Genomic DNA, 20,576 nt, shown 5'->3' on the forward strand with positions numbered 1-20,576 from the left:
AAAACAAATATTTTCTATTGTTGCTAATAAAGCTATAACAATTCAGTTCGTACATTGATATACGCTATATTATTTTATAATTTATTTTGACTATACTTAATATAATGCTCACAATTTTTTATATTATTACTGATAAAAATTGTAGCTAATTGAGTCTAGCAAATTTCATTTACTAGACACCCACTATTTTTATAAAATTACTCTTCAGCTCCTAGCTCTCTTAACTTCTCTAATGCTGCATCTTCATTGGCATAATATAAAACTCCGTCTCCGTCCTCATCTGTACTGTTTATATCAATACCCAAATCCTTAACCAAATAATCAAACACCTCTACATTATCATTCAAAGCCGCCATATGAAGTCCGTTTGCATCATACATATTTTTAGAATTAACTAAATCAGAATCAAAGTTTACAAGCATTTTTATTACATCAACATTGCCTGTGCCGCAAGCCCATAAAAATGCATTCCAACTGTCATCATCTTTAATATAAGGATCAGCACCTTTATCAAGCAAATATTTCATTATACCCAAATCTCTATAAAATACAGCAAATATTAAAGGAGTGCCGCCGTCTATTGCATAACTATCATCCATAAATTCACTATATAAACTATCTCCGAAATAAGTTTGATCTATATCTTCGCCTTCTTCTTCTATTAATTCCTGTACTCTCTTTAAGCTATGATTTTGTATAGCCTCAAATATATCATACTCCTCGCTGTATTCTCCTTCTTTTCTATTGCCGTAAGAAAAAGCAGCGTTCATACTAACATATTTACCCTGAACCTTTACAACATTAGTATAAGTTTTATGATATATATTATTTGGATCACTTACATACACAGAATTATTACTTATACTTACACTAGTCTCTTCTTTTTTACCGCATGATATAATTAAAATAATTGATAATAAAGAAACCAATAATACACTTTTTGAGAATTTTATACTTTTCATAAACACCACCGTATAGTAATTAATAATTTCTGAAGTATTATACAATAAAAACGAATTATTTTCTATTGTTGCTAATAAAAATTGTTTTATCAAATAATTAAAAAATCTAGCTTTAAGGCTCTAGCAAGGACTCTGTCCGCCTTCGGCGAATTTGCTAGACGCTCGATTTTTTAATACATTCATCTTGAAACTATCGCAATTTTTATTCTTCGGCACCAAGTTCTTTTAGCTTTTCTATTGCCTCATCTTTTTCAGCATAATACAAAACTCCATCACCGTCCTCATCTGTACTATTTATATCTATACCTAAATCATTTACTAAATATTCAAACACTTCTACATTCTCATTCAAAACTGCAACATAAAGTCCATTGTCACCATACATATTTTGAGAATTAACTAAATCAGGATCTGCCTGTACAAGCATTTTTATTACATCAACATTTCCAACACCGCAAGCCCATAAAAAAGAATTCAACCCATTATTATCTTTAATATGAGGATCAGCACCATTATCAAGTAAATATTTCATTATACCCAAATCTCTATAAAATATTGCAAATATCAAAGGAGTACCGCTACCTATTACATAATTATCATCCATAAATTCACTATATTTGATTCTGCCGCTATAAGTTTGATCAATATCTTCACCTTCTCCTATTAATTCCATGACTCTTTTTAAACTATGATTTTTTATAGCCTCAAATATATCATAGTCTTCGCTGTATTCTCCTTCTTCTCTGTCATCATAAGAGAAAGCAGAGTTCATATTAACAAATTTACCTTGAATCTTTACAACATTAGTATAGGTTTTATGATATATATTATTTGGATCACTTACATACACAGAATTATTACTTATACTAGCCTCTTCTTTTTTACCGCAAGAAACAATAAAAGTAATCATTAAAACAAAAGAAATCAATAACAATTTTTTCATATACCGCCTCATAGTAATTAATCATTTTGAGTATTATACAATAAAAACAAATAATTTTATAGTATTCTTAATAAAGATTGCTTTATTAAATAATTAAAAAATCTTGCTTTAAGGCTATAGCTATTTTATAGTTTATTCATCTTTAAAATATATTAATGTATTACACAATTTATATTATTTGGCACCAAGCTCTTTTAACTTTTCTATTGTCTCATCTTTTTCAGCATAATATAAAACTCTGTTGCCGTACTCATTAGTACTATTTACATCAATACCTAAATCATTTACTAAATATTCAAATACTTCTACATTATTACTTCCAGCAGCAATATGAAGTCCATTTGAACCATAAACATTTAAAGAATTAACTAAATCAGGATAAAACTCTACAAGCATTTTTATTACCTCAACATTTCCAACACCGCAAGCCCATAAAAAAGAATTCTTACCGTTATCATCTTTAATATAAGGATCAGCACCATTATCGAGTAAATATTTCATTATACCCAAATCCCTATAAAATATTGCAAATATCAAAGGAGTAGCACCTTCTATAATATAATGAGAGTCCATAAACTCACTATACATAATGAAGTCTCTATCATTTTGATCAATATCTTCACCTTCTCCTATTAATTCCATGACTCTTTTTAAGCTATGATTTTTTATAGCTTCAAATATATCATATTCCTCACTGTATTCTCCTTCTTCTCTATCAGCATAAGAAAAAGAAGAGTTCATATTAACAAATTTACCTTGAATCTTTACAACATTAGTACAGGTTTTATGATATATATTATTTGGATCACTTACATACACAGAATTATTACTTATACTAGCCTCTTCTTTTTTACCGCAAGAAACAATAAAAGTAATCATTAAAACAAAAGAAATCAATAACAATTTTTTCATATACCACCACATAGTAATTAATAATTTTGAGTATTATACTATAAAATAAATAATTTTATATAGTACCAAAATTAAAAAATTTAAAATAAAAAAATACCATCCATAAAATAAATATATGAATGGTATTTAATTTTTTATATACAAAATAAATTATATAGCTTCAGAACCGCCTATAATATCAAGAAGCTCATTAGTAATATGTTCCTGTCTGGCTCTGTTAGCTTTATTTTTAAGATCAGTTAATAATCTTTCAGCATTGTCAGTAGCATTTCTCATAGCAATAGCCCTTTCAGCATTTTCTGACAAAAAAGAACTTGTAAGCATAAAATAGAAATATGTTTTAATAGCCATAGGAACAACTTCCTTTAATACATCATCTACATTAGGCTCAATAACATATTCTAATTTTTTCTTTATTTTATGTCCCTCAATATCCTCTTCATCGGGAATCATAGGGATCAAACTTTTAATTTTAGGTATATGTACCACCCTTGTATAATATCTTGTATATATAACCTCTACCCTAGAAGCATTATCAACTGCATATTCATGCATGAAACGCTGAACTACAGTAGCACAATCATCAAAAGTAGATTCCTCATCTATACGAGGATATTTACGTGCTATCGGTATGCCCTGCTTTTCAAAATAAACTTCACCTTTCTTTCCAAGTACATGAAGCTGAACCTCTCTACCATGTCTATGATGGTGTCTGATTCTCTCCATAGCCTCATCAAAAATCTTTGTATTATAAGAACCGCATAATCCTCTTGAAGAAGTTACAACAAAAAGTATTATGTTTTTTATTTTCTTTTTTGGAGCAAGCAAAGGATGCACATGATCCATATCAGAATGCGAAAGATCTTCAACTATTCTGTTTAATTTCTGAGTGAAAGGACGCATACCTTGTTCTACTGTTAGAATTTTAGCTGTTCTAGATCTTGCTATCATATCCATAGTTTTGGTTATTTTATGAGTACTTGATACAGCTTTAATTCTCGCTTTTAATACATTAAGTTTCTCTGCCATAATAAAACCCCAAATCAATAGAATTGCCAAGTCTAATTTATATTATAATATATAAAAATTAGAACTTAGATTTGAACTCTTCTATGATTTTATAAAGTCCGTCCATATCTTCTATATCTTTTTTCTCTCTAATATCATCAAGTATATTCTGCTTATCAGCTCTCATATACTGAAGTAATCTCCACTCAAATTCATGAACTCTGTCAACTTCAATATTATCCAAGAAACCTTTAGTAGCAGCAAATATAACAATAACCTGTTCTTCAAAAGGTATAGGACTGTATTGTTTTTGTTTTAATAATTCAACCATTTTAGCACCTCTGTCTAATTGTGCCAAAGTAGCTTTATCAAGTCCAATACCAAGCTGAGAGAATGCCTCTAAAGATCTATAAGAAGCAAGGTCAAGTCTTAAAGTACCGGCAACCTTTTTCATAGCTTTAGTCTGAGCATTACCGCCTACACGGGAAACTGATATACCTACATCAATTGCAGGACGAACACCACTCATAAACAAACTAGTAAGCAAATATATCTGTCCGTCAGTAATAGAAATAACGTTAGTAGGAATATAAGCAGACACCTCATTATCCTGAGTTTCTATTATAGGAAGTGCTGTTAAAGAACCGCCTCCTAATTCATCACTAAGTTTTGCAGCTCTTTCAAGAAGTCTTGAATGCAAATAGAATACATCGCCCGGAAAAGCTTCCCTTCCAGGAGGTCTTCTTAAAAGTAATGATATCTGTCTGTAAGCATTAGCCTGCTTAGTTAAGTCATCATATATAATCAATGTATCTTTTTTCTGTTCATACATGAAATATTCTGCCATAGCACATCCAGCATAAGGAGCTATGTATTGAAGCGGAGCAGAATCAGCAGCAGTTGCAGCAACTACTATAGTATATTCTAATGCTCCATGCTGTCTTAATGTATCAACAACACCTGCAACTGTAGAAGCCTTCTGTCCTATTGCTACATAGATACATATAACACCTGTACCTTTTTGATTGATTATAGCATCAAGAGCAATTGAAGTTTTTCCTGTACCTCTGTCGCCTATGATAAGCTGTCTTTGTCCTCTTCCTATAGGAGTCATAGAGTCAATAGCTTTAATACCAGTTTGAAGAGGCTGTTTTACTGCCTGTCTGTCAGCAATACCAGGAGCAGGGAATTCTATAACTCTCCTTTTATCAGTAGTTATTTCTCCATGTCCATCTATAGGCACACCCAAAGGATTAACAACTCTTCCAAGTAATACATCCCCAACAGGTACTTCTAATATTCTTTTAAGCCTGCTTACTTTACTTCCTTCTTTAATTCCGTAATAATCACCTAAAACTATAGCACCTATAGTTTCTTCTTCCAAGTTAAAAGCAAGACCAACAGCACCGCTTTCAAAAAGTATCATCTCATTAGCCATAACATGCGGAAGTCCAATAATTCTGGCTATACCATCTCCAACCTCTACAACAACTCCTACTTCATTCGGAGTAAAATCAGCTTTATAATTCTTAATCTCTTCTTTAAGAACTGCTGCAATTTCACTAGCTTTTATATTCATAAACAATTCCTCAAATATAAAATGTATCAATTAATTTCAGAAATAGAAGACTTTAATTCTGTAAGCAGTCTTCTCACACTATAATCATATACAACATCTTCTATTTCTATTACAACACCGCCTATTATATTTTCATCTATATTAAATGTAAAATGTATGTCTTTATCTGATATCATATTTGTAATATGATCTTTAAGTTTATTCATATCCTCTGTATCTGTCATATTCGATGCAGTTGTAATTTTAACTACAATTATATTATAATATTCATTGCATAAGTTTTCATATTCCACTATTATTGCAAATAAAATATTAATCATATCTCTCTCTATCAAGATAGCGATAAGATTAAATGTTTCTTCTAAAATCTTATCTGCATATATTTTTTTTAATATACGCATTCTTAAATGTCCATCTATGAAACTAGATTTAAAAAAATCATATATATCACTATCAACAAGCAAAGATGAATATACAACATTCAAATCGCTTTTAATTGCTTCAATTTTACCCATATCTGAAGCAATATCAAACATAGCCTTAGCATAATTCTTGGCACTAGACTCATTTTTTACAATACGGCTAAATCTACTTGCCTTTTCTTTTGTAACCTCTTTAAGTACTTCCTTTTTGAGATCACTTAAAATATTTTCAGCAATAGAATCCATATTATAACTCCTATAATGTTTATTAATTAATTACCATAAGTAAATTTACTTTGCAATAAATCTATTTGTTTTTTTATACTATAATCATAAACAACAGAGCCAATATATACTATTATCCCGCCTATAATATTTTCATCAACTACAGTTTCATAAGATATCTCATTATTAGAAAAACATTTAACTGTTTGAATGATATCTTCTACTGTCTTATCATCAATAGTGCTTGCTGTAATAATACGGACTCTGACTATATTACTATAATCATCTGCTATCTCTTTATACAAAGAAGCAATATCAGGCAGTACATCTATACTGTCATGTTCTGTTAATATAGATACAAAAGCATAAGTTTCTTTAGAAAGTATTGGTTTTAATCTCTTATCTATTAATTCTTTTTTATCTTTCTTTGAAATTGATTTATCAAAAAAATATTTTTTAATATCAATATCTTGAAATAATTTTGAACATTCTGAAAGTTCATTATATATTTCTTTTATCATTCCAAGCTCTCTAGCTATATCAAATATAGCATTGGCTGTAGGTTTCAATATTTGTAATTTATCACTTTCTTTCATAAGATTAATTTACTTCCTAAAAACTCTTAAAATCATTTCTGATTATTTTCTTTGTTAGCATTATTAATAAATTCATTAATCAGAGCCTGATTATCTTCTTTATTAATATTTCTTTTAAGAATAGTTTCTGCCATAACAACAGCAATATCAAGTGCCTGTTTTTTTACACTATTCATAGCCTCTTCTTTAGATCTGTCTATTTCAGACATAATTTTGTTTTTATTAAGTTCTGCTTCCTCTCTAGCATTATTAATAATTTTATCTCTAATCCTATTAGCCTCAACTCTAGCATTTTCTATGATAGCACTAGCTTCAGCTTTAGCATTATCAATTTGCTCTCTATATGCTGCCAAAGATTTTTTAGCATTTTCTCTAGTTTTTTCAGCTTCTTCCAAATCTTCTTGTATCTTATCAGCACGAGCATTCAAACCCTTCAAAATTATTTTCCAAGTAGAAGCACCTAATATAGCAAGGACTAGTAAAAATGTGATCCAAGTCCAAATGATAATACCTGGGTCTATTTTTAAAAGTGCCATACATATACCTCCAAATCAATTATTTATTATCTGTATTATTTTGTAAATAGTGCAAGAATACAAATAACTAAAGCAAAAAGTCCAACACCTTCTATTAATGCTGCTGCTATAAGCATTGCTGTCTGTATTTTACCTGATACTTCAGGCTGTCTAGCTATTCCCTCTACTGCTCTAGAACCTATAAAACCTATTCCTAAACCAACCCCTATAGCGGCAAGTCCTGCTCCAATTGCTGCACCTAATATAGAAAGTTCCATTTTTTATTCTCCTTTTTATGATAATTTTATTTATAATTAATGCTCATCACTAATAGCAATTCCAATATAAACTGCTGATAATAATGAGAATATATAAGCTTGTAAAACAGCTACAAACATTTCAAGAACATATATGAATCCTAAGAATAATACCGCAAACGGTGAAACTAATAATGTACCAGACATAACTATCAAATACGGTATAACTATCATCATTATATGCCCGCCTGTTATGTTTGCAAACAAACGAATCGCAAGAGCAAAAGCCCTATTGAATAATGTAATAAATTCCAATACCCATATTATAGGTATTAAAGGCAAAGGAAGTCCCTTAGGTACTAAACCAGTCCAATATTTTATTATGCCCTTCTTTCTTATTCCAGCAAAAATATAAACTATAAATACGACTACAGCTATAGCAGCAGTAAACCCTATATTTGCACCAAGTCCTCCTGCTAGATAAGAATGATTTCCATCTTCTGTAGGAAATTTTATAGATGCCGGTATAAGTCCTAATATATTTGAAAATAATACGAATAAAAATACAGTAAGACAAAAAGGTACATATTTCTTACCTTCTTCGCCTAAAGTGGCACCGATAACATCCTTATTCATATAGTCTATCAAACCTTCCAATATACTTTGTAAATATGTAGGTCTGTTTAAAGGACGTTTAAGTTTATGAGCTAAGTATTTCATACTGCAAACGGATAAAATACCTGCTAAAGTTACCAATATTATATGTTTTGTTATCTTAAAATCAAAATCAATGTATTTTCCAAATTTTATGGGAATTGTATAGAATGGATGGGCAGTATTATCAGTTATCTCTTCCATTATATAATCATTAATATTTTCAGCACCGTAAAGAACATTAAAAGAAAATACACAGCTTAATATCAAAGTTAATATAACAACATTCCTAAGCAAAAATAATCCTCTAATCATAATAAACAATTACTACCTTGTATAGAATTTCATTAAAATAATAAAAATATTTATTATAAATTGTAATAATTTTATAACTATTAAATAAAAAATCAACTACTATTATTTTTATTTTTTTATTTTAACTAAATTTAATTTATATCAACACTTAAGTAAATTAAAAATTAGCCAAAGCTTCAGTTTCTGTTGTAAACACAGGAAAAAACTATTAATTTTAGTAAGTTCAAATACCTTTTTAACCGGATCTGTTACTTTTACAAAACATATTTTACCATTTACCTTCTTAAATGCACCAAGTGCTGAAATGAATACCCCTATTCCACTGCTGTCTATATAATAAACATCTTCCATATCTATTATTATTTTTTTGCCCCAAACTCTATTTGAGAAAAAATAGAATCTTTTAAATCAGATGAAGTATAAACATCAATATCTCCATCCAATTTCAATATTACAGTGTTGTTCTCTAACTCTTTAATATTTACTTCCATAATAATCAAACTCCATTTCAAAATTTTATTGAAGTTATTCCATATGTTAATATTAAACTAAATACAAATATTTACAATAGTTAATTACAAATATTTTATGTAAGAAATGTAGCATATATCATAATATTTTTATATAGTTTTACAAATTGCATATAAAAACTGTAAATTTTTCTATACATAATATATTGACAATAAAATCTAATCGTAATAATATGTATTTCACAAATAAAAATGACACTAGTATCGTTTTTATTTTCATATTAATTTTTCAAGTACGAGGTGAACACCAAAATAATACAATGCCTAAAGTAAATCAAGAATATTTTGAGAACAAAAGGAAGATAATACTAGATGCAGCTATAAAGGTATTTTTTAAGAAGCCTGCATACAGTGTAAAGATGAAAGATATCGTTAAAGAATCAGGTTTAAGCCAAGGAGGTGTTTACAAATATTATTCAAATATAGATGAAATTGTAATAGCATTGATTAACAGCAATAAAACGGAAGTGAATCCAAGAGATATTATAGAAAATTTTTATGATGAACCTGAAAAAGCTATATTTGAATTATTTAATGCTTTTAGAAAATTTTTCTTTATAACAGCTAAGGAATTTGGAAAAATAATGTTTGAGTTGCAGGCTATGTTTTTTAACAGTAAAGAGAGAATGCAGAAATTAAAAGATAATATAAATAAAGACCTTGTATTGAATTATTGGTTTTCAGAACTGTTAATATTCATAGATAAGAAAATTGATGAAAAATATTTCAATCCAGTAATAGATCCTCAAGACATTTATATGCAGATGATAGTTGCAGCTTCAGGTATAGGAAACGAATTAATATTAAATAAATATTATAACCTAGACAGAAAGCTATACTATTACAAAGGAGATGAAGAAAAAATAGAGCAGGAAGAAGCAGGAAGAACATTAGATGTAAATTTAGATAATTTAATTGACACATTATATAAAACACTGCTGCTTTTGCTCGGAAGTAAAAACATACACAAATATAGCTTCAAAAATTAATGTTTTTTATCAAAATGAATTAAGAATTAATATTGTATGATTTGATGTGATAAGGAGAGTAAATGAAAATAACTGTTAAAATAATTTTATGTTCTATTTTGTTTATAAATATTTTATATGGGCAAACAAATGTTTTGACTTATGCAGCTTATATGGAAACTATAAGAGATCAGATACCAGAACTAAAGATTAATGCTGTAACAGAAACTAATGCTGAAATGAATTTACTTAGTGCTGAAAGTTCCGGAGATGTAAATTTATCTGCACAGGTTGGAGCTGTGGGTAAATATGGAAGTTTATCAAGCGGATATTCAAGTACTACATCAAGCCCAAGTATCAATGCCACAGGAATACAGGCAGGAATAGGATTAGGTTCTTTAATACCTTATACAGGAACTAAGTGGTCTGTTAATTTAACTCATACTTCTTTTTTGGGCGGAAAATTAAATATGCCTGGAGGTCAGTCTGTAGACTTTAAAAATTATCAGCCTTCATTAACATTAGAAGTAACTCAGCCACTTTTAAGAAACTTTTTTGGTACTTTAGATAGGTATCCTATAAAAGATGCTGAATATGCTCTTACTATAGCTAAGCTTCAGAGAAAATTAGATGATGCCAGCGTTATTGTTTCATATCAGAAAATTTATTATCAATGGATAATGTACGAAAAACTTCTTGCATACTATAGAAACATGTACATAACCGCAAAAAGATTTGAAAATCAGATGAGAGACAGATACAATAATGGACTTATAGATAATGACTCTTATCAGAATGCCAGAACTCAAACTATGGTATATAGTGATTATTATGCACAGAATCAGATTAATTTAGATAGTCTTTTGGCAACTGTAGGTTTCTTTATGCCTGTGACTAATATAAAACCAGATCATACTACTTGGGATGCTTATTTAGATTTAGGAAGTAATATGCAGATGGAAGCTGTTCCTTTTGCTGATAGTGTAAACGGTCAAATAGCATATCAATCAAAAATAAGAGCAGAATATACTCTTGAAGCTATGAAAAATGGTACTCTTCCTAATCTAGACTTTGTGGGCAGTGTAAGTCTTAATGGACTTAGCCCTAACAGTGACGGATATTTTCAATCTTTCAATAGTATGACAAATGTTGACTTTTTTGCCGGAGTACAATTCTCCTACCCTATAGGAAACAGAGCAAATAAAGCACAATACCAAATGGCTGAAAACTCCTTATATGGAATAATAGCACAATATGATCAATTAGAAAAAGACTTTAATACTCAATTGCAAACATATATTTCAAAATTTAATGCTTATAAAAATTTAATAGCAAGCAAACAAATGCAAATAAGAGCAATTAATTCAAGAATAGCTACACAGCTTCAAAAACTTGATCAAGGACGTTTAGAAGTTGATGATCTTCTTACATCAAGGTTGGAACTTGTAGCCACTCAAACAGAGCTTTTAAATCTTCAGTACGAATTTATAACGACTATATTTGATTATAGAGCTTTGCTTGCAATGGATTACGAATAAATATTTTTAATTAGCAACTTTCAATAAGGATTTAGAGGGATAAAATATTTATTGAGGGGGTTAATTAATAAAAAATTAGCCTCCTTAATAACCAAATCTTTATTTAATTTAATTAGATACATTAATTTAGACAATTAATATAGAGGAGATTAAGCAATATATGGAAAGAATTATAGTATTTTTTGCCAAAAAAACGATGCTTGTAAATATAATAGTAATGGCCGTATTATTTGTAGGAGGCTACTATTATTTTAACTTAAGAAAAGAATCAATTCCATCTACAGATTTAGATAAAATGCTTATAGCTGTAACATATCCAGGTGCTACTCCGCTTGACGTAGAGCAAAATGCTGTTATACCTATAGAAGAACAATTACAGGGAATATCAGGAATAGATGAATATGAAACAACAATAATTGAAAATATTGCTATTATTATAGTTACATTAGATGAAACTCTGCCTGACAGACAGCCTGTTAAAGATGAAATATTCAGACAAATGCAGAATGTTCCGGATTTATCAGAAGATGTTGAAGAAGTTACAACTTATGACTTAAACCCTAATAAAATGTCAATATATACTTTAGCTGTACACTTTAAAGAAGGAATGGAAGGCGATGAAAGAGAATTATTTGATGTAAGCCAAATGCTTGAAAACGATCTTGTAAGACTTGAAGGTGTAGGCGAAGTAAGAATAAGCGGAAGAACAGATCCTGAAATTAAAGTGTATGTTGATCCTGTAAAAATGCAAAAAAATTATATAGCTTTAAGCGATGTAGTTAATGCTTTAAGCGTAAGAAATGTAAGAGCTACAGGCGGAGATATGGAATCAGGCGGAAAGGAACAAACTGTTGTAACCTACGGTGAATTCCAAGATCCTATGGAATCAAGTAATACTGTAATACGTTCTACATTCAATGGACAGAGAGTAAGAATAAGCGATATAGGAAGAGTTGAATCAGGATTTGAAGAAAAAACTACATTAATGAGAGTAAACAAGGCTTCTGGATATTCTCTTTCTATTGTAAAAAATGAAAATGCTGACATTCTTAAAACTATTGATGTAGTAAATCAGTATTTGAAAGATAATGCAGACTTGATACCAGATAATATTCAAGTATCTGTTATGGGTGATAACTCAAGAACTATTAAATCACTTTTAAGTATTGTAACTTCAAACCTTATTCAAGGATTCATAATCATATTTATAACTTTGATTATCTTCTTAGATTTCAAAAGTGCTATGTTTACAAGTTTGGGAATGGTTGTTACAATGTTCTCATGTTTTATATACATGCAAGTTGCAGATATCACATTTAACACTATGTCATTAGCTGCTATTATTACAGTACTTGGTATGATAGTAGACAACTCTATCGTAGTATCTGAAAATATATTTAACTTTAAACAGGCAGGATATAAGGGACTAGAAGCTACAAGACTTGCCGTTTCCGATGTTGTAATGCCAATGGTAGCTTCAACACTTACAACAGTTGCTGCCTTCTTCCCTATGCTTACAATCAGCGGTATGATGGGTAAAATATTAAACCTTTTCCCAAAAATCGTTATATTTACTCTTGTTGTTAGTATGCTTCAAGCTACTTTGCTTTTGCCTAACCAATTACAAGATAAAGAAGATAAATACAAATCTTATAAACCTAAAAAGAAAAGCAAATTTAAAAATCCTCTTGATTTTGATAAAGATGCTTTATTCGATAAAATGAAAATACCTTTCGGTGCAATATTAGAGAAATTAATACATATAAGATATATTGTAGTAGGAGCATTTGTGGCATTGCTTATAGCATCAGTATTCTTAGCACAAAACAGCTTCAAAAATTTCGTACTTATATACGACACAAGTGCTGATACAATAGTTATTAATATAGAAATGCCTACTGGTACAACTAAAGAAGTTACAACTGAGCAAATTGCTAAAATAGAAGATGCTGTTTCAAGAGTTGTAAAACCTGAAGAACTTGTTGCTTTATACTCTCTTGTAGGTAAGCAGGTTGACCAAGAAGTTGTTTCTGAAGAAAAAGGAAGTTTGGCAGGTATTATGGTTTATTTAGTTCCTGCTGCTGAAAGGGAAAGAACAGCTGATGAACTTGTTGTATTGATAAATCAGGAAATAGATAAAACAGATATAAGACAAAATGTCCCAGTATTTAGTATGAATACAAAAGGAAGTATTGACCCAGGTGATCCTGTAGACATAAAAATAGTAGGTAATAAAACTGAATTAGCTAAACAGGCAAAAGAAGAAATCAAAGCATTTTTGGCTACAATACCTGGAGTTATAGACATTGATGATGATGATAAAGTAGGTAAAGAAGAATTAAGAATTATGCTTGATTATGATAAAATAGCCGAACTTGGCGTTAATGTAGCAACTGTAGCTAATGAAGTAAGAACTGCATATTATGGTACAGAAGCTACTTATATACAGGAACTTGAAAATAAATTAGACTTCAGAGTTGTATTTGATGATGAATATACTTATGATACTAAATATTTAGAGAATCTTTTGATACCTAATACAAGCGGAAGATTAATATATCTTAAAAATATTGCAACAATAGAAAGAGCAGATGGACTTGCAACATTAAAGCACTATAACGGACAAAGAACAATAACTATTACAGCTGGTATAGAATACGGAAAAAATACTTCTCAGCAGGTAATGAATGCCGTTAGAGAAAAATATAAAGACTTCTCAAAACAGTATAGAGGATTAAAATTAGAATTCGGCGGTGAAGCTAAAGAAACTGTTAAAGCATTAAAACAGTTAGCTTTCAGTTTTGCTATGGCATTTGTATTTGTATACATTGTATTATTACTTCAGTTAAACAGATTCATACAGCCTATCATGATAATGGTAATTATTCCATTTGGTTTGATTGGGGTATTATTAGGATTTGCTATTCACAGAATGCCTTTATCATTCATGGGTGTTGTAGGTATCATCGGTTTGGCTGGTGTTGTTGTAAACAATGGTATCATACTTGTTGACTTGATTAACAAAATCATAGATGAAGGTGTTGAAGGCGGTAAAAAAGGCGTTGCTAAGGCTATTGTTGATGGAGCTAAGCAAAGACTTCGTCCGGTATTCTTAACTACTGTTACTACAGTTGTAGGACTTTTACCTACTGTTTATGGTATAGGTGGTAGAGCAGATATCATTATTCCTATAGTTATGGCATTAGCTTACGGACTTTTATTTGCTTCCTTGCTTACACTCATATTCTTACCTTGTATGTTTATGATTATGTTTGACTTGAGACTTATAAAAATCCCTTCTACAACAAATCCTACAGAGGAAATTACTACTACTATAACTACTGCAGGACATTAATAAATAACTTGTACTTAAAATAATCAATAAAGCTAATAGAAAAATAAAAAACTTCTATTAGCTTTATTATTATTTATTGAATATAATTTTTATATTTTATATGTTTAATTATTATAATAGTTGACAATTTTACAATTTATAAATATGATTATTTTTTAAACAATAGTTACGATAATATTGACAATAATGAAGGAGCTATTCTAGAACTATGGCTAAAACTATTAAATGTAAATCTTGTAAAACAGTGAATGATAAATATGCTAAACAATGCAGATCATGCGGAACTTTACTTTACCCTGAAATTTCACATAAAAAAGCTGAACTTATTACAATTATATTAGATGTAATATTTACTTTTATATACTTATTTGGAATATATCTTTTTATAGTTAATTGTAATAATAATGAAACACCTAAATATATTACTATATTACCAGCACCAAATACATTGCCTTATTTTTTAATAATATTATTGTTTGCGGCATTTGCTGCTAGTAAAATACTTTATATAGTGAATGTATTTGCACTTAAAAAAGATATTATATATACTATAAGAAGATTTAGTATGTTTATTGAAGCTATTATAATGTTTCCGCTTCAAACTATACTGGCATTATATTTTTATGAGCCTGCAACAAATCAGGATAAAATGAATAAAAAAATGGATTAATATATGTATTTAACTATATTAAAAAATATAAAAAGTGCATATAAATTTATTAATGACAATAAGGATAAATCTATAGCTTTAATTCCTACCATGGGAGCTTTGCATGAAGGACATGCGGCTTTAATAAAAAAAGCCAAAAAAGAATGCGATATTGTAATTGTGAGTATATTTCTTAATCCGCTTCAATTTATGAAAGTAGAAGATATAGAAAAATATCCTCAGGATTTAGATAATGATAAAAAACTTTTAGAAGAATGTCAGGCAGATGTATTATTTTTACCGTCTGTAGAAGAGATGATACCTGATGATTATTCTATTCATATAAATATAGAAAACAGTAAATTCAATATTATTTCAAGACCTATATATTATAAAGGCATAATCACAACAGTATTAAAACTATTTAATATAATATCACCTACAAATGTATATTTTATTGAATATGATTATCAGGAAGTATTTATAATAAAAAAAATAATAAAAGATTTAAATTATAATATATCATTAAAAACTATTCCTATAGTAAGAGATGAGAATATGGTGGCTTTAAGCAGTTTAAATACTTTATTAAGTGATAGGGAAAAAGAAGAAGCTACTATCATATATAAACTTCTTAAAGAGGCAAGAGAAGAGTTTAAAAAAGGCGGTACTAAATCATCATATTTGGTAGATATAATAAAGAATAATTTGAAATCTCATAAAATGCTTAAGCTAGAATATATTTATATAGCAGACAAAGAAACTCTAGCCAATGTAGAAACAGCAACTAAAAATTCAATAATACTCATATCCTGCTACTGCGGCTCTACTAGATTATTAGATAATATGCCTTTAAAATAAACAGGTATAACAATGAGTAAAATAGCAAAAATATCAAAAATAACTCAAATAATAGGTATAAAAAATTAAAAAGCATGGTAAAAATAATAGGTATAAAGAATATGCCTAAAATAATTAAATCAAAAAACATTATAGATTTTATAAGAATCATAGGAATAATAAAATCCATTAAAATAATCAAACTCATAGGACTAAAAACAAGCATTCAAATTGTCAAAATAATTTTATAAATTAAATTTGACTTTACAGTATATTCATGTTATAATTACGCACCGTTACATTTTTAAGATAAAAACTACCAAATTTTTTTAAAACGTTAAATCAAGGTGTGTATGTTATGGATAAAAAACATTAAAAACAAAAAACAGTACTTACGTTTTATCACAAAAAGATATAAAGCAAAATTGGCTAATAATAGATGCCAAAGGTAAGTCATTAGGAAGAGTAGCAAGCAGAGCAGCTTATATGCTTAAAGGAAAACATAAAGTAGACTATGCATACAACTTAGACAATGGTGATTATGTTATCATCATCAATGCTAAAGACATAGTATTAACAGGAAATAAAAAGAAAGGAAAAATTCACTATAGACATACAGGTTATCCAGGCGGTATAAAAGCTATAAGCTACGGCGAATTATTAGAAAAAAATCCTGAAAGAATGGTAAAAATAGCTGTAAAAGGTATGCTTTCTCATAACCCATTAGGAAGACTTCATCTTAAGAAGTTAAAAGTATATGCAGGAAGCGAGCATCCGCATGAAGCTAATAAACCTACTGTAGTAAATATATAATTAGGAGATAAAAATGGCAGCTAAACAATTAACTATTTTTACTGGAAAAAGAAAAACAGCTAATGCAAGAGTTCGTATAACTTTAGGCAGCGGCAAAATTTTAATAAATGGAAAAAATTATGCTGAATACTTCTGCAATAGAGCAGCACTTCTTAAAGTAGTAGAAGATGCTTTAAAAGTAACAGGTAATTTTGGAAAATATGATGTATTTGCTAATGTTCATGGCGGCGGTGTTTCTGCTCAAGCTGATGCAGTAAGACATGGTATCGCTAAGGCTTTAGTAGGTGAAAGTCAGGATTTCAGAACTACTTTAAAAAGAAATGGATTCCTTACTAGAGATTCTCGTGTAGTTGAACGTAAAAAATACGGAAGATCTGGTGCTAGAAAACGTTTCCAATTCTCAAAACGTTAAAATATCTTTTTATTGGGTTACTATATTGCTTAAAGGTTGGTATAATGACTGCTAAGAAGTTAAAAAAATTTAAAGATTTATTGTTAGAAGAAAAGAGAAAAACTTTAGATGAATTATTAAGCGGAAATGAAACCTATGAGGCTCTTAAAGATGATTCTCATGGTGATATGGTTGATATAGCATTTCAGGCTTATGAGAAACAAACTCTAATGAATTTCTCACAAAAAGAAAAAGATAAATTAGATATGCTTAATAATGCACTTAAAAGAATAGAAGACGGTACTTATGGTAAATGTATTGACTGTAAAGAAGAAATCAATGAAGAGAGATTAACCGCTTTACCTTATACTTTAAGATGCGTAAACTGTATGTCTAAATATGAAGATAAAAAACGTCGCGAAAAAATGTAATAATGTATGTTAAAGTTGTTTTCAATCTGCCTATAGACAGAATACTTACATACAGAAAACCAGATGAGATTAATGATAGCTTGGTAGGATGTAGAGTTGTTGCTCCTATTAAGGGTAAAAATAATAAGGGTATTGTTGTAGAAGAAGTTGAAACTATAGACGGTAACTATAAAGTATATCCTATCAAAGCTAGAATTGATCTTGAACCTATTTGTTCAGATAAAGAATTCAAATTAGCAAAATGGATGAGTAATTATTATCATTCATCTTTTGGAGAGGCATTATTTGCCGCACTTCCCGTAGGTACTCCAGCCAAAAAAGAGAAAAAAGCAAAACCAATACCGGCAAAACAAAAACCATATTTAAAACTTAATGAAGAACAAGAAGCTGTACTAAAAAAAATAAATGAAAGTATAGAATCAAATAATCCAAAAACTTTTCTCCTTCATGGCGTAACAGGAAGCGGAAAAACAGAAGTATATTTGCAGGCTATAAAGAAAGTAGTTGATATGGGAAAGCAGGCAATAGTGATACTTCCTGAAATATCTTTAACACCTCAAACTATAAAAAGATTTGCTGAAAGATTTGAAGGAAAAATAGCTGTACTTCATAGTAAATTATCGCCTAATTCTAAATACAGATATTGGCAGATGATAAAAAAAGATGAGATAAAAATCGTTATAGGTGCTAGAAGTGCTATATTCTCCCCTACCCCTAATTTAGGTATAATAGTTATAGATGAAGAGCATGAAACCAGTTATAAGGCAGGAGACACCCCAAGATATCATGCAAGACAGGTTGCTTTTTATAGAAAATCTCATGAGAATGCCACATTACTTTTAGGAAGTGCCACTCCTTCTATAGAAAGTTTTTATTATGCCTCAATAGGCAAAATAGAACTTCTAAGCCTAAAGAAAAGAGCGGCTTCAGTTAATATGCCTGAGGTTAAAATATTAGATTTGAAAAAGGAAAAAAGAGCAGATGCTTTTCCTATGATTACTCAAAAATTGGCAGAAGAAATAAATAGAAAATTAGAAAAAAAAGAACAAATTATACTATTTCTTAATCGTAAAGGTTATGCTCCTGTAGTTACTTGTTCATATTGTCAGAGAGTTTTGGAATGCCCTAATTGTTCGGTATCTCTTACTTATCATAAAAAGAAAAATGTTGTTATGTGTCATTACTGCGGATATACTCAATATTTAGATGAGCTTTGCGATGAATGTAAAATAGGACATTTCGAGAGAATAGGAAGTGGTACTGAAAAAGTAGAGGAGCATTTAAATATACTTTTTCCAAATGCTGTAGTAGAGAGAATGGATCAGGATACAGTAGGCGGTACAAAAAATTATGAAAAAATATTCAAAAGATTTTCTGACGGGGAAATAGATATATTAGTCGGCACTCAAATGATAGCCAAAGGGCTTGATTTTCCTAATGTTACTTTAGTAGGCGTACTTCTAGCGGATATGTCGCTTCATATACCTGATTTTAGAAGTGCTGAAAGAACATTCAACCTCATTACTCAAGTTGCTGGAAGAAGTGGAAGAGGAGAAAAAAACGGTATAGTATATATTCAAACTTATTCTCCTAATAACTATAGTATAGAATGTGCTAAAAATCATGATTATATATCATTTTATAATAAAGAAATAGAAAATAGGAAAGCACCTTTAAATTATCCTCCATTTTCAAGATTAATTAGATTAGTAATAAGAGGAATAGACGAAAAAAAAGTAGAAGATGATGCCAATAAAATAGCAGATATGCTCAGAATGGAAACTTATAATGATTCTGATAAAATAATAATTCTAGGAGCTACAGCATGTGCTATGAGCAAATTAAACAAATATTACAGATGGAATATACTTATAAAAACACCGTCGCATTCACTGCTAAAAAATTTCTTTAATAAACTAAATACTAGTTTTACAGCAGATAAAGGCAATTATATAGAAATAGACATAGACCCTATAAATATGCTTTAATAATTATTTACACATCGACATAAAATCTAATAGCATTTTTAATTCTTGCTTTAAGTTCATTTTGTCCTACAGGTTTTTTTACATAATCGCAAGCACCTTTTTCAAGCCCATTTACAACATCATCTTCATTATATCTCTTTGTAATAATAATAATTAATGATGTTCTTAAAGAAATTTCTTTTTTAATTTCATCTATTATATAAAAATAATCCTTATCATCTGATAAATTGATATCCATTAGAATGATATCAGGTGAAATCTTTTTTAACTCTTTTAAAGGTGCAACCAAATTAGATATACATGTAACATCATAATCATCTTTAAGCCATTCGAGATAATTTTTTCTTGTGATTTCCATAGGCTCAATTATGGCAAGCTTATATTTGGACTGTTTTCTTTTTAATTTGATTCTTTTTTCTTTCTTGTTGAAAGCCAAAAAAGCTTTTAAATCAGCATAACGAATTTTGTATCTCTTACCAGGTGTAACATCAGCCTTTAATCCATAATGTCTCACCCAATAGTTTACAGTAGTTCTTGAAACTCCAACTATTTTCGCCGCATCTATAGGCGACAGCATATCATCGTCATCATATATTAGCTCTTCAGTATTATTCATATAACCTCTCAAATTTTAAAAATTTAAAGAAAAATAAAAAATCTCCCATTACACGATAAAAGATAATAC

At 29.3% G+C, this 20,576-nt stretch carries 22 protein-coding genes; 9 read left to right on the plus strand and 13 right to left on the minus strand.

Annotated elements, in window-relative coordinates:
* Positions 1-197 precede the first annotated feature (197 nt).
* The 12 genes from BINT_RS12210 to BINT_RS15330 all read right to left on the minus strand — a co-directional run bounded on the left by BINT_RS12210 (position 198) and on the right by BINT_RS15330 (position 8,879).
* A complete protein-coding gene (locus tag BINT_RS12210) occupies positions 198-962 on the minus strand; it encodes an ankyrin repeat domain-containing protein (RefSeq protein ID WP_014488892.1) in 765 nt (254 codons plus the stop codon).
* A gap of 202 nt (positions 963-1,164) precedes the next feature.
* Positions 1,165-1,905, minus strand: a complete 741-nt coding sequence (locus tag BINT_RS12215) for an ankyrin repeat domain-containing protein (RefSeq protein WP_014488893.1) — start codon at positions 1,903-1,905, stop codon at positions 1,165-1,167.
* A gap of 174 nt (positions 1,906-2,079) precedes the next feature.
* The gene (locus BINT_RS12220; protein ID WP_041177465.1) at positions 2,080-2,817 is read right to left on the minus strand and encodes an ankyrin repeat domain-containing protein; all 738 of its coding nucleotides are present in this window, start codon (positions 2,815-2,817) and stop codon (positions 2,080-2,082) included.
* 150 nt (positions 2,818-2,967) lie between these two features.
* On the minus strand, positions 2,968-3,846 hold the full coding sequence (atpG, locus tag BINT_RS12225) for an ATP synthase F1 subunit gamma (RefSeq protein ID WP_014488895.1): 879 nt from the start codon (positions 3,844-3,846) through the stop codon (positions 2,968-2,970).
* 58 nt (positions 3,847-3,904) lie between these two features.
* Complete coding sequence (gene atpA, locus BINT_RS12230) at positions 3,905-5,404, minus strand: F0F1 ATP synthase subunit alpha (RefSeq protein WP_014488896.1); 1,500 nt, start codon at positions 5,402-5,404, stop codon at positions 3,905-3,907.
* Between the two features lie 26 nt (positions 5,405-5,430).
* Complete coding sequence (atpH, locus tag BINT_RS12235) at positions 5,431-6,072, minus strand: ATP synthase F1 subunit delta (RefSeq protein WP_014488897.1); 642 nt, start codon at positions 6,070-6,072, stop codon at positions 5,431-5,433.
* A 26-nt stretch (positions 6,073-6,098) separates the two neighbouring features.
* Complete coding sequence (atpH, locus tag BINT_RS12240) at positions 6,099-6,647, minus strand: ATP synthase F1 subunit delta (protein WP_014488898.1); 549 nt, start codon at positions 6,645-6,647, stop codon at positions 6,099-6,101.
* A 32-nt stretch (positions 6,648-6,679) separates the two neighbouring features.
* Positions 6,680-7,183 carry a F0F1 ATP synthase subunit B gene (gene atpF, locus BINT_RS12245; protein WP_014488899.1) on the minus strand — a complete coding sequence of 168 codons (504 nt, stop codon included), beginning with the start codon at positions 7,181-7,183 and terminating at the stop codon, positions 6,680-6,682.
* Between the two features lie 35 nt (positions 7,184-7,218).
* On the minus strand, positions 7,219-7,440 hold the full coding sequence (gene atpE / locus BINT_RS12250; RefSeq protein WP_008723511.1) for an ATP synthase F0 subunit C: 222 nt from the start codon (positions 7,438-7,440) through the stop codon (positions 7,219-7,221).
* A gap of 36 nt (positions 7,441-7,476) precedes the next feature.
* On the minus strand, positions 7,477-8,388 hold the full coding sequence (gene atpB / locus BINT_RS12255; protein WP_014488900.1) for a F0F1 ATP synthase subunit A: 912 nt from the start codon (positions 8,386-8,388) through the stop codon (positions 7,477-7,479).
* A 141-nt stretch (positions 8,389-8,529) separates the two neighbouring features.
* The gene (locus BINT_RS15235; RefSeq protein ID WP_234944332.1) at positions 8,530-8,739 is read right to left on the minus strand and encodes an STAS domain-containing protein; all 210 of its coding nucleotides are present in this window, start codon (positions 8,737-8,739) and stop codon (positions 8,530-8,532) included.
* Positions 8,740-8,747: 8 nt separating this feature from the next.
* Positions 8,748-8,879 (minus strand): anti-sigma factor antagonist, encoded by a 132-nt coding sequence (locus tag BINT_RS15330; RefSeq protein ID WP_014488901.1) that lies wholly within the window; start codon positions 8,877-8,879, stop codon positions 8,748-8,750.
* Positions 8,880-9,178: 299 nt separating this feature from the next.
* Between BINT_RS15330 and BINT_RS12265 the strand changes: the two genes are divergently transcribed.
* From BINT_RS12265 to priA, 9 genes are all read left to right on the plus strand, one after another.
* Positions 9,179-9,907 carry a TetR/AcrR family transcriptional regulator gene (locus BINT_RS12265; protein ID WP_014488902.1) on the plus strand — a complete coding sequence of 243 codons (729 nt, stop codon included), beginning with the start codon at positions 9,179-9,181 and terminating at the stop codon, positions 9,905-9,907.
* 62 nt (positions 9,908-9,969) lie between these two features.
* A complete protein-coding gene (locus BINT_RS12270) occupies positions 9,970-11,424 on the plus strand; it encodes a TolC family protein (protein ID WP_041177466.1) in 1,455 nt (484 codons plus the stop codon).
* Positions 11,425-11,584: 160 nt separating this feature from the next.
* A complete protein-coding gene (locus BINT_RS12275) occupies positions 11,585-14,779 on the plus strand; it encodes an efflux RND transporter permease subunit (protein ID WP_014488904.1) in 3,195 nt (1,064 codons plus the stop codon).
* A 208-nt stretch (positions 14,780-14,987) separates the two neighbouring features.
* Entirely contained in the window at positions 14,988-15,449 is a 462-nt protein-coding gene (locus BINT_RS12280) for a hypothetical protein (RefSeq protein ID WP_014488905.1), read from the plus strand.
* 3 nt (positions 15,450-15,452) lie between these two features.
* On the plus strand, positions 15,453-16,289 hold the full coding sequence (gene panC, locus BINT_RS12285) for a pantoate--beta-alanine ligase (RefSeq protein ID WP_014488906.1): 837 nt from the start codon (positions 15,453-15,455) through the stop codon (positions 16,287-16,289).
* A gap of 414 nt (positions 16,290-16,703) precedes the next feature.
* Complete coding sequence (gene rplM, locus BINT_RS12290) at positions 16,704-17,081, plus strand: 50S ribosomal protein L13 (protein ID WP_268741624.1); 378 nt, start codon at positions 16,704-16,706, stop codon at positions 17,079-17,081.
* Positions 17,082-17,094: 13 nt separating this feature from the next.
* Entirely contained in the window at positions 17,095-17,493 is a 399-nt protein-coding gene (rpsI, locus tag BINT_RS12295; RefSeq protein WP_008723492.1) for a 30S ribosomal protein S9, read from the plus strand.
* 44 nt (positions 17,494-17,537) lie between these two features.
* Positions 17,538-17,903 (plus strand): TraR/DksA family transcriptional regulator, encoded by a 366-nt coding sequence (locus BINT_RS12300; protein ID WP_014488908.1) that lies wholly within the window; start codon positions 17,538-17,540, stop codon positions 17,901-17,903.
* 2 nt (positions 17,904-17,905) lie between these two features.
* Positions 17,906-19,891 carry a replication restart helicase PriA gene (gene priA / locus BINT_RS12305; protein ID WP_014488909.1) on the plus strand — a complete coding sequence of 662 codons (1,986 nt, stop codon included), beginning with the start codon at positions 17,906-17,908 and terminating at the stop codon, positions 19,889-19,891.
* 7 nt (positions 19,892-19,898) lie between these two features.
* Here priA and BINT_RS12310 read toward each other — a convergent pair whose 3' ends face one another.
* Positions 19,899-20,507: a response regulator gene (locus BINT_RS12310; RefSeq protein WP_014488910.1), complete on the minus strand. Its 609-nt coding sequence runs from the start codon at positions 20,505-20,507 to the stop codon at positions 19,899-19,901.
* Positions 20,508-20,576 lie beyond the last annotated feature (69 nt).

The sequence above is a fragment of the Brachyspira intermedia PWS/A genome (assembly GCF_000223215.1).
Lineage (GTDB): Bacteria > Spirochaetota > Brachyspiria > Brachyspirales > Brachyspiraceae > Brachyspira > Brachyspira intermedia.

Coding starts and splice junctions, on each gene's coding strand:
- BINT_RS12210 (WP_014488892.1), bottom strand. CDS start 962: ATGAAAAGTATAAAATTCTCAAAAAGTGTATTATTGGTTTCTTTATTA.
- BINT_RS12215 (WP_014488893.1), bottom strand. CDS start 1,905: ATGAAAAAATTGTTATTGATTTCTTTTGTTTTAATGATTACTTTTATT.
- BINT_RS12220 (WP_041177465.1), bottom strand. CDS start 2,817: ATGAAAAAATTGTTATTGATTTCTTTTGTTTTAATGATTACTTTTATT.
- atpG (WP_014488895.1), bottom strand. CDS start 3,846: ATGGCAGAGAAACTTAATGTATTAAAAGCGAGAATTAAAGCTGTATCA.
- atpA (WP_014488896.1), bottom strand. CDS start 5,404: ATGAATATAAAAGCTAGTGAAATTGCAGCAGTTCTTAAAGAAGAGATT.
- atpH (WP_014488897.1), bottom strand. CDS start 6,072: ATGGATTCTATTGCTGAAAATATTTTAAGTGATCTCAAAAAGGAAGTA.
- atpH (WP_014488898.1), bottom strand. CDS start 6,647: ATGAAAGAAAGTGATAAATTACAAATATTGAAACCTACAGCCAATGCT.
- atpF (WP_014488899.1), bottom strand. CDS start 7,183: ATGGCACTTTTAAAAATAGACCCAGGTATTATCATTTGGACTTGGATC.
- atpE (WP_008723511.1), bottom strand. CDS start 7,440: ATGGAACTTTCTATATTAGGTGCAGCAATTGGAGCAGGACTTGCCGCT.
- atpB (WP_014488900.1), bottom strand. CDS start 8,388: ATGATTAGAGGATTATTTTTGCTTAGGAATGTTGTTATATTAACTTTG.
- BINT_RS15235 (WP_234944332.1), bottom strand. CDS start 8,739: ATGGAAGATGTTTATTATATAGACAGCAGTGGAATAGGGGTATTCATT.
- BINT_RS15330 (WP_014488901.1), bottom strand. CDS start 8,879: ATGGAAGTAAATATTAAAGAGTTAGAGAACAACACTGTAATATTGAAA.
- BINT_RS12265 (WP_014488902.1), top strand. CDS start 9,179: ATGCCTAAAGTAAATCAAGAATATTTTGAGAACAAAAGGAAGATAATA.
- BINT_RS12270 (WP_041177466.1), top strand. CDS start 9,970: ATGAAAATAACTGTTAAAATAATTTTATGTTCTATTTTGTTTATAAAT.
- BINT_RS12275 (WP_014488904.1), top strand. CDS start 11,585: ATGGAAAGAATTATAGTATTTTTTGCCAAAAAAACGATGCTTGTAAAT.
- BINT_RS12280 (WP_014488905.1), top strand. CDS start 14,988: ATGGCTAAAACTATTAAATGTAAATCTTGTAAAACAGTGAATGATAAA.
- panC (WP_014488906.1), top strand. CDS start 15,453: ATGTATTTAACTATATTAAAAAATATAAAAAGTGCATATAAATTTATT.
- rpsI (WP_008723492.1), top strand. CDS start 17,095: ATGGCAGCTAAACAATTAACTATTTTTACTGGAAAAAGAAAAACAGCT.
- BINT_RS12300 (WP_014488908.1), top strand. CDS start 17,538: ATGACTGCTAAGAAGTTAAAAAAATTTAAAGATTTATTGTTAGAAGAA.
- priA (WP_014488909.1), top strand. CDS start 17,906: ATGTATGTTAAAGTTGTTTTCAATCTGCCTATAGACAGAATACTTACA.
- BINT_RS12310 (WP_014488910.1), bottom strand. CDS start 20,507: ATGAATAATACTGAAGAGCTAATATATGATGACGATGATATGCTGTCG.